1 rRNA gene is annotated in these 513 nt (G+C 52.0%); it reads left to right on the forward strand.

The features are described from left to right. Window positions 1-503 (forward strand): 16S ribosomal RNA (locus NNN71_RS24955); the annotation flags it as partial. Window positions 504-513: the final 10 nt, after the last annotated feature.

A 513-nucleotide genomic window follows, 5' to 3' on the forward strand; every position in this document is an offset into this window, starting at 1 on the left:
TGAGACAGGTGCTGCATGGCTGTCGTCAGCTCGTGTTGTGAAATGTTGGGTTAAGTCCCGCAACGAGCGCAACCCTTATCCTTTGTTGCCAGCGGTTCGGCCGGGAACTCAAAGGAGACTGCCAGTGATAAACTGGAGGAAGGTGGGGATGACGTCAAGTCATCATGGCCCTTACGAGTAGGGCTACACACGTGCTACAATGGCATATACAAAGAGAAGCGACCTCGCGAGAGCAAGCGGACCTCATAAAGTATGTCGTAGTCCGGATTGGAGTCTGCAACTCGACTCCATGAAGTCGGAATCGCTAGTAATCGTAGATCAGAATGCTACGGTGAATACGTTCCCGGGCCTTGTACACACCGCCCGTCACACCATGGGAGTGGGTTGCAAAAGAAGTAGGTAGCTTAACCTTCGGGAGGGCGCTTACCACTTTGTGATTCATGACTGGGGTGAAGTCGTAACAAGGTAACCGTAGGGGAACCTGCGGTTGGATCACCTCCTTACCTTAAAGAA

The sequence above is a fragment of the Kluyvera sp. Awk 3 genome (assembly GCF_028069715.1).
GTDB classification, from domain to species: Bacteria; Pseudomonadota; Gammaproteobacteria; order Enterobacterales; family Enterobacteriaceae; genus Kluyvera; species Kluyvera georgiana_A.